5 protein-coding genes are annotated in these 9,635 nt (G+C 49.7%); 2 read left to right on the top strand and 3 right to left on the bottom strand.

Annotation, left to right across the window (positions count from 1 at the left end; genetic code table 11):
- From VIM87_RS10950 to VIM87_RS10960, 3 genes are all read right to left on the bottom strand, one after another.
- Window positions 1-1,361: sulfatase-like hydrolase/transferase (locus VIM87_RS10950; RefSeq protein WP_331997031.1), on the bottom strand; the 1,361-nt coding region annotated here is incomplete at its 3' end.
- Between the two features lie 33 nt (window positions 1,362-1,394).
- Window positions 1,395-2,870 (bottom strand): SusD/RagB family nutrient-binding outer membrane lipoprotein, encoded by a 1,476-nt coding sequence (locus tag VIM87_RS10955; protein ID WP_331997032.1) that lies wholly within the window; start codon window positions 2,868-2,870, stop codon window positions 1,395-1,397.
- 9 nt (window positions 2,871-2,879) lie between these two features.
- Complete coding sequence (locus VIM87_RS10960; RefSeq protein WP_331997033.1) at window positions 2,880-6,095, bottom strand: SusC/RagA family TonB-linked outer membrane protein; 3,216 nt, start codon at window positions 6,093-6,095, stop codon at window positions 2,880-2,882.
- A gap of 487 nt (window positions 6,096-6,582) precedes the next feature.
- Here VIM87_RS10960 and VIM87_RS10965 point away from each other — a divergent pair, with 487 nt between their 5' ends.
- Together VIM87_RS10965 and VIM87_RS10970 are read left to right on the top strand one after the other, a co-directional pair.
- Window positions 6,583-8,943 carry a TonB-dependent receptor gene (locus tag VIM87_RS10965; RefSeq protein WP_331997034.1) on the top strand — a complete coding sequence of 787 codons (2,361 nt, stop codon included), beginning with the start codon at window positions 6,583-6,585 and terminating at the stop codon, window positions 8,941-8,943.
- A gap of 3 nt (window positions 8,944-8,946) precedes the next feature.
- Window positions 8,947-9,635, top strand: a 689-nt coding sequence (locus VIM87_RS10970; protein ID WP_331997035.1) for a PepSY-associated TM helix domain-containing protein, incomplete at its 3' end; no start/stop codon positions are given.

Raw genomic sequence — 9,635 nt, forward strand, 5'->3', positions numbered from 1 at the left:
CGAATGCCGGGTTGTTTGATCTTCTTTGGATAAAAAATGATCAGCGGGTTGCGGGTGCCGCCTTCACTGTTGGCATCCTGCTTCAGGTAGCGGAAAGGCGTGTTGGCGGCCTGCGCCCAGCCGGCCGGGTAATTAGGGCCGGTAAGGGAGGTGCCGATATCATTATAGCGGCGTGCAATTTCCTGGATGCGGTCTTCGTACTTTTCCTCAAACAAGCTTTGATCTATGTACTCATTAATACCGTATACATGGCCGGTTAAACCGCCTTCCTTGCTGGCGCCGTTATCGCCTATCATTAATACAATAAGCGTATTATCCAGCTGGTGAATGTCTTTCAGGTAATGGATCAGCCGCCCTATCTCATAATCGGTGTGGGAAAGAAAACCTGCGTAGGCTTCAAAGAAACGCGCAAACACTTTCTTTTCTACAGGAGAAAGGGAATCCCAGGGCTTTACGCCGGTATTACCAACGGGCAGGGTTACACTATCCGGGATAATGCCCAGCTTCTTTTGCCGTGCCAGCACCGCTTCCCGGTAATGATCCCAACCTGCGTCAAAACGGCCCTTGTACTTATCTATCCACTTCCGTTCTACCTGGTGGGGGCCGTGTGTGGCGCCCGGCGTCAGGTACAGGAAAAAGGGTTTATTGGGGGCGGCGGATTGCTGACCGGCAATATATTCAATGGCTTTATCTACCAATACAGTTGTCAGGTGCTGTCCGTGCAGGTCCGGCTCTACTTTTTGCGTGTTTTCCCAGAGCATGGGGGTGTACTGATCTGTTTCCCCGGCCATAAAGCCAAAGAAATGATCAAACCCACGGCCGGTAGGCCAGCGGTTGAAAGGCCCTGCAGGCGTGAGGTCCGGCGTGGGAGTTACATGCCACTTACCTACTGCAAAAGTGTTATAACCGTTTTCGCGGGCTATTTCTGCAATGGTGCCTTTTTCAAAAGGCATGTAGCCGTTATGCCCCGGCGCATCAATGGCCGCATCTATTACCGTTGGTACATTAACGGAGTGATGATTGCGCCCCGTAAGCAGGCACGCCCGGGTAGGCGAGCAAATGGCCGTGGTATGAAAGTTCGTATAGCGCAGGCCGTTATTAGCCAGGCTATCGAAGACAGGGGTTTCCACTAAGCCGCCAAAAGCGCTGCTGGCGCCAAAACCCACATCATCCAGCAGAATATAAACAATGTTGGGCGCACCGGCCGGCGCTACGGGATTAAAGACAGTATTACCTGCACGTGTTTCCGACAGGGTTTTACCGGCCACTCCTTTAAAGGCCGGCTGCGGGCTATACTGGGCCTGCGCCTGGTAACCAAACACCAGGGTAAGAATGAATAATTGTGTTCTATAATAGCTCATGTTGTTAGTGTGTACGTGTTTGAAAGCATAGTGTTAATGATCCCACCAAAGACGGGGTGTTTGATAGCCGGAACCAGCCGGGGTATTCTTATTCAGCGACTGCTCATTTCCCGGGTACGGGATCCGGCGCGGGATCTGGCCCTGTGGGTTGGCGCTGCTGGTAGCATTGGCTGCCAATGGAATGGCCGGGTAGCCGGTGCGGCGGTAATCGCTCCATACTTCGGGCTGCAGGAACAGCGCAATGTATTTCTGCGTTATCAGGGTTTCCAGCTTAGCTTCCGGCGTTCCGGTAAGTGTAGCCTTTGCCGTTATATAAGCAGCCTGTTTTTCTGGCGTTGCATATGCATCGCCGGCCCGCACTATTTTAGCAAAGGAGGCTTTTACAGCTGCTTCCAGCGCAGTTTGCGCCAGCGGGTCAGCAGGGTTTAATACCAGGCGGGCCTCTGCCTCTAAAAATTTAGCTTCCGTAAAGCTGATAAGCACTACCGGCGATGTAGCGCTGCCATAATAACTACCTATCACGGAAAATGCACCTGGCACACCGGGTGCGCTGCCCCGGTATTTATTGCTGCCGGCCGGCGACTGGGTGGCAAAAGCAGCACGGCGCGGATCTACAAACAGCCCCTCTTCTTTTGTGGGCGCATCTGTTACACTGTTGCCATTCAATAAATTCACGAAAGAAGCGCCCAATCCTATCCACCCGGGACGGTTGGTATTTTGCTGATAAAAAGGATTGGCATTGGTAGTGGCTGCCCCAAATACTACCTGCGCATCGGCCGTATAATCTGCTATACCACGGTACACGCTGCCATTATACAGGTTAGCCAATACCTGTTGAGCGGCCGTGGTGCGGTCCAGTTTACTGAGGTGAATGGCATAGCGGGCTTTCAGCGTCCAGGCAGTAGCTATCCATTTACTTACATCGCCTTTAAAGATCACATCATCATTAAAAGGTACCGCGCCCTTATTATCGGTAGCCGGCTGTGAAAGCTCGCGTATGGCGGAATCCAGCTCCAGCTGCAGGGCAGGGTAAATTGTTTCCTGCTTATCATACACCGGGTTGGTGATCACATTACCACCCAGTGATTCGGAAAAAGGAATATCCCCGAAAAGATCTGTAAGCGTGCCGTAGGAATAAGCGGAGAGCACGCGTGCGATACCACTGTAATAAGGCAGCTGCTTTTCTTTTGCAGTGGCTTTAATGATCTTCAGCTCATCCAGCACACCGGCATAAAACCCCTGCCAGGTACTGTTGAAATAACTGGGGGATGTAGTATAGTTATCAAAGGAAGCAGCATCGCCATTGGCGCCGGCTACCTGCTGTATGTAAATGTTGGCGATCAGCCCCGCATTCACACCTGTGTTAAATCCCAGTGTAACTTCTGCGCCGCTAAGCACGGCGCTTACCGATACTTCAGAGGAGGCATTCGGATTGATGTTGGTATCCGTAAGATCGCAGGCTGATAACAGCAACAGCGAAAACAATATTGTGTATAAGCGCTTGTTCATACCTGAATTTTAAAAAGTAACGTTTAAGGCTACACCCAGGCTGTGGGTGTTAGGCGTGGTCCAGAAATCAATGCCGGAAAAGTTGGACAAACCATTGCGGGTACCCAGGTCCGGATCACTACCGGTGTAATTAGTGGAGAGCAAAAAGTTGCGGGCCGTTAAGGTTACGCTGGCGGCAGAGATCCCGGTGGGGTGCAACAAGCTTTCCGGCAGGTTGTAGGTGAGGTTCACATCTTTCAGCTTCACCCAGTACAGGTCATGCTCCACATATAAACCCTGTATGCTGAAGGTGCGGCGGTACCAGGCCTGCGACAGCTCTACCGGTATGGTGTTGGGCGCACCTTTACTGTTCACGCCTTCAAATACCGTGGTTTGCCCGCGGTTGGCAGTAGAAGCATCTACCCCATTGAACACCATCTGCAAACGGGGCGCATTAAAGATGTCGAACCCAAAACGCCCATCCAGCAGGAAAGAGAACGTAAAAGCACCGGCTTTAAATTCATTCTTAAGCCCAAGGCTAAAATTGGGATTGGGATCGCCGATCTTTGTGAATGAAGTATTCACTAAGGGATAGCCGTAGTTAGCGCTGTTCGGATTATCGTCAATGACCACTTTACCGGCTGCATCCTTTGTTACATCTATCCCGTAAAACACGCCATAGGGCTGGCCTGCCTGCCCGCGTGCCTCCATCCAGATACCGCCTAAGCTCACGTTGGAAATACTGCTGTTAATATATTTTACCAGGCTAATGTTCTTGTTGAACAGCACCGTAGCATTCCACGAAAAATTCTTCCCCTTCAGGATGTTCTGCTGCAAAGAGGCTTCAATACCGCGGTTAACAATATTACCTGCATTGGCCAGTGTGCTGGCTACGCCGGTGGAATAAGGCAGGGAAACGGGTATGATCTGGTCTTTACTGCTGTTATAATAATACACCGCATCCAGGATGGTACGGTCGCTGAAGAAGTGCAGCTCCGCACCGGCTTCCCATGTGCTGATGCGTTCCGGCTTCAGCTCATTGTTTCCAATGGCGCTGCTATAGCTTAAACCCTGCTGCCCGTTAAAGGGAAAGCTAAGGCTGCTCTGGATCCAGCCACCGGTGGTAGTGGGTATGTAATAGGTAAGCAATGAATAAGGATCTGCATCATTACCTACCTGCGCATACGTGAAGCGTACCTTACCAAAGTTGAGCAGCTTGCTGTTCAACTTTAAGGCATCTGTAAATACCAGGCTGGAACCTATGGAGGGATAGAAGAAAGCATTTTTCCCCTTTGCCAGTGTGGAGGTCCATTCGTTACGGCCGGTAAGCTCCAGGTATAGCCAGCGCTTGTATTCCAGCTTTACATCTGCATAGCCAGCCACCAGCTTTTTGCGGATGGTTTGGTCAATGGTTTGTACAGAGGATGCATTGGAGATATTGAAGTTACCGGGAATAGTTAACCCATCGCCCCGGGTATTGAGCTGATTTTTCCAGGAGCTGTAATAGTTATAGCCGGCTACTGCAGTAAGGTTAATGTCGTTGGATAAACGATGCTGGGAGGTGAGCAGCAGGTCCAGGTTATTATCTTTCCTGCGGAAGTTCACATCATTAATGGTACCGGTGCCAATACCGGAAGTACCGTTGCTGAATGCGCCTTTACGCACATCGGTATAGTTGTCTATCCCATAACGGGCGGTGGCTTTCAGCCAACCGGTTACATCATAGGTAGCTTCTGCAAAAGTAATGTAACGGTTCAGCTGATCGGTTTGCGGGTTCATGTTCAGCGACCAGTAGGGATTATCCCAGCCAATACCATTGGCGTAGGAGCGGCTGTCGCCCCAGGGCTTGGCCACAGTGGGCGCCAGCTTATAGGATTCCGGGTGCTTCCAGGCATCCTTATACCCGTTGGTAATATCAAAGTTGGCGGGCGAGTTCATGAGCGCGCGTACCACGTTGGTATTAAAGCCACCCATTAATGCACGGTTATGCGCACCGTCCTGTATATAGTTAACACCGCCGGAAATTTTCAGCTTATCGTTTACATTATAATCACCATTAAAGCGAAAGGTATGGCGGTAAAAATCCGTAGTGGGAATAATACCGGTTTGTTTCAGGTTGCCATAAGAGAAATAGTAACCTGCATTGCCGGTATTGCCATACAGGCTGATGTTATGATCATTGGTTAAGCCGGTCACATAAAAGTTGTCGATATTATCATAGCGGTTTACGGGAATGCCGTTGGAGAGCGGATCGCTCTTACCTACGATCACACCATTTTTGTCAAAATCGCTGGGCTGGCTGCTGTAAGTTAAGGTATCCAGCGAGGCGCCCCAATTCTCATCAGCCCCTGTAAGGCCCGGCCGTATGTACTTTCCTCCCAAACCATTTGAAAAGATATTCTGCCGCGGCTGCATCCTGCGGTTAATTTTATCTACGGTAAATGATCCGCTGTAACTAACGGATACCGGTTTTTCTGTTAAGCTGCTGCCTCTTTTGGTAGTAATGATCACGGCTCCGTTTGCAGCGCGTATACCATACAAAGCCGCGGCAGCCGGGCCTTTCAGCACGGTAATGCTGGCAATATCCGCGCTGTTGATATCAATGGCCCGGTTAGAAGGTGTGGCCAGTGAAACATTGTTGCTAATGGGTGAAATATCCTGTATGGAATTATCTACCGGGATGCCATCTAAAATAAATAACGGAGCATTGTTACCCAGCAGGGAGCTGTTGCCCCTTATTTTTATGGTAGAAGAACCACCGGGCGATCCGCCGCTGTTGCTGATCTGCACACCGGCTACTTTTCCGCTAAGCGCCGCTACCAGGTTGGGTTCACGGGCAGCAGTGATCTCTTTTCCCTTTACCTCGCCCACACTGTAACCCAGGGAACGGGTAGTGCTTTTAATACCTACCGCTGTTACCACTACTTCGGAAAGGGCCTGCTGCGGCTGCAGGGATATTACAGGTTCCTCGTGCCCGGTGATCTTTAATTCCTGCACCTGGTAACCTACATAAGATACGGTAATGGTTTGCGGCAAAGGCTTTGTAGCGCTTAATGAAAAATTGCCCTGCGCATCAGTTAAGGTGCCGGTTTTAATATCTGTAATGCGCACGGAAGCACCTGGCAAGGGCTCCCTGGAAGCGGCGTCCACCACTTTTCCCTTAACAATCGTTTGTGCGTGGGTGTATAATGAAACAAGTAATAACAGTGGGATCAGGACATAGGAATGCCCCTTTACAGTTGCCATAATAGTTATGCTTTAGTTGATATAAATGGTTGTGTGTGTGAATTGCGGTACAAATGACCGCTGGTGGCTGCTATCAGCTACAGGAACAACAGCACGGCTGTGCAGGAAAGTGCAGGAATCTTACATGAACCACCATAGGGTACGGCTGTGCGCATACCGGCAGGCATAGTTGCCTTTTCATTGTTAGCTGGTTTTAATTAATTTATTGCTAAGTGCAGTAGCTGTTGGTGGGGCAGCGCGTGCGGGATCCAGTAGTTGGTGGTGGTAAATTTTATTAGTCTACTGATTATGTAGACAAATATACAAACAGTTTCAGGAATGTCAAGTATATGTCTGATAAATTATTTTATTCCCCTAAAATTGCCTTAAAATAGTAATGCCGCCGCAGTGGCATAGCAGATTTTCCCAATTACATAAGTTATTCTCCCGATTGCGTAAACGCCCCTTGCCTTTATGCCTGATTTTTGCGGTGCTAATCAAATAAGTCATGTTCAGCTATTCCCCTATCCGTATATCATTTCTTATAATTACACTGTTTATTATTGTTTTACATACACCGCTGTTTGCGCGGGAGGACATTGAAAAGAATGGTAATATCCACGGCGCAGTTACTACCAGCGATGGTACGGCCGCTGCATTTGTAACCGTTCAGATCAGATCATTATCCAGGGGCACCCTCACCAATGAGGAAGGTCATTTTTCGTTTAGCCGTTTAAAACCCGGCAGCTATACCCTGTCTGTTTCCCTAACCGGTTATGAAACTATTGAGCAAACCGTGGAGGTAGAGGAAGGGAAAACGGCTCAGCTATCTATCCGGTTAACCGTGTCCCGCAGCCAGCTACAGGAAGTAGTGGTTAGCAGCGCACGCGGAAGGCTGGTAAATAAAAATACCGACTACGTGGCCCGCATGCCCATCGCCAACCTGGAAAACCCGCAGGTATATTCCGTGGTGAATAAAGAGCTGCTGAAAGAGCAGGTGGTAGTGGACGCTAAAGAAGCCCTGCGTAATGCAGTAGGCGCTGCGCCGGTTACGTATCCTGCAGGAGGCCTGGCCATCAGCTCCCGTGGTTTTACCACCAGCGTAAATGCGCGCAACGGCATGGAAACCATTGCCAGCCGCTCCTCCATTGACCTGGGCAACGTAGAACGGCTGGAAGTGATCAAAGGCCCTTCCGGTACCTTGTTCGGTTCTACTATTTCCTCTTTTGGCGGCCTGGTGAACCTGGTGACCAAAAAACCTTTTGACACTTTTAAAGGCGAAGCCGCCTATACCTTTGGCAGCTTTGGCTTACAGCGCGTTACTGCTGATATTAATACCCCCGTGAACCAGGACAAAACCGTGCTGTTCCGCCTGAACACAGCGGTAAACCGGCAGAACAGCTTTCTGAATTACGGGCATAACAATGCTTACCTGGTAGCGCCCAGCTTATCGTACAAGGTAAATGACCGGCTTACGCTGCTGGCCGACCTGGAATACCTGTACACCGATCAAACCCGGGTAATGTACACACGCACTGCCGCTAACTCCGGTATTACTAACCCTGCAGATATTAAGCTGCCGTATGATCAGACACTTTACCTGGACGATGCCAATGCCCGTGCCTTTGCCAACAAGCTTTTTCTGCAGGGGCAATACAAAATTTCCGGTAACTGGAGCACTACCACCCTGTTCTCCTATGTTAGTGAAAATGCTATTCAAAGCTACCAGTACTATCCTACCTGGCTTACAGATACTACCGCAGCAAGAAATGTGCTGATCTACGGCCCTATCCATAATGACTACACGAATTTTCAGCAGAATGTGAACGGTACTTTCCATACCGGCCGGCTGCGCCACCGTTTGCTGGCCGGCGTGAATTACCGGTACTTTCATGGCACCTTTAACGCTACTTCCAGCAGGAACAACCGTTTTATAGATACCATTAATATCCGCAGGCCCTTTACTGCACTGAGCAAAGCCCAGATAGACCAGTTTATGCTGAACTACGGCGCTATGCAGCCTTCCCCGGTATCCGATCAGCGAACCTTCAGCGCCTATGCCAGTGATGTAGTGAACATCACCGACCGGCTGATAGCCATGCTGAGCTTACGGGCAGACCGCTTTGACTACAAAGGCGTAAAAGGTACAGACGCTTATAAACAAACTTCCCTGGCGCCCAAACTGGGACTGGTATACGAAGTGGTAAAAGACCAGGTATCTGTATTTGGTAACTACATGAGCGGTTTCCAGAACATGGCGCCCGTGAATCAGCCCGATGGCAGCCAGCTGGCGCTGGATCCTATTTTCGCTAATCAATGGGAAGGCGGCGTAAAAATGGAAGCCTTCTCTAAGAAACTGAACCTGACAGCCAGCTATTATAATATTACCATTGATAACGCCACCCGCACCGATGCAAACCTGTTCACTATACAGGATGGCAAACAGGTGAGCAAAGGCATGGAAGTGGAATTAATAGCCAGCCCTGTAACAGGCCTGAGCATTATAGCCGGTTACGCGTATAATGATAACAAAATAATACGGGCCTCGGATAAGAACATTGAAGGCAATAAGGCCGCTGCTGCGCCGGCCAATGTAGTAAATGTGTGGATCAGCTACCGCCTGCCCGGTGCGCTGAAGAAACTGGGAGTTGCGGCCGGCGGCAATTACGTGGATAAGGTTTACCTGGCTACGGACAACAAATATTTTATGCCTTCCTATACCATCGTGAACGGATCCCTGTTCTATGATACGGACCAATGGCGCTTTGACCTTAAGCTGAATAATATAGGCAGCCGTAAGAACTGGGACCTGTATGGCGCGCCACAGGCCTTAAGAAATTTTGCAGGGAGTGTAACCTTTAAATTCTGATGTATGACCTTTAAGAAAATATCCGGCTGGCTGCACCTGTGGCTGGGCCTTATTGCAGGACTGATAGTGATGATCATTGCGCTTACCGGCGCCATTTATACCTTTCAGCCGGAGCTAACAAAGGCAACACAACCTTACCTTTCAGTAAAAGCGGAGAACAGGCCTTTTTTGCCTGCCTCCGCTTTTAAAGCTATTGCCGAAAAACAATTGCCCGGCAAAAAGCCCATCCGCATTATGCTGCGCGGCAAAGATGAATCAGTGAATGTGATGTTCTTTGAGCGGAAAAAGAACCCCTACTATTACAATGTGTACATTAACCCATACAGTGGCCAGGTGCTGGCCGTAAAAGATATGTACAAGGATTTCTTTTACGTAACGCTGCTGGGACACCTGTACCTGTGGCTGCCCCAGCCCATTGGCCATATAGTGAATATTTACGGCACCCTCACTTTCCTGGTTATTATCATTAGCGGTATTGTACTGTGGTGGCCGCGGAATAAAGCGCGCCGCAAAACCAGCTTTAAGGTGAAATGGGATGCCTCGCCCAAACGCCTCAACTATGACCTGCATAACGTGCTGGGTTTTTATGCCAGCTGGATCATCTTGTTTGCCGTGCTCACAGGTGTTGTATGGGGATTTGAATGGGCGGCCAAAGCAGAGTATTCATTACTGAGCGGCGGTAAAAGCAAACC

The organism is Chitinophaga sp. (assembly GCF_036569125.1).
Taxonomy (GTDB): Bacteria; Bacteroidota; Bacteroidia; order Chitinophagales; family Chitinophagaceae; genus Chitinophaga.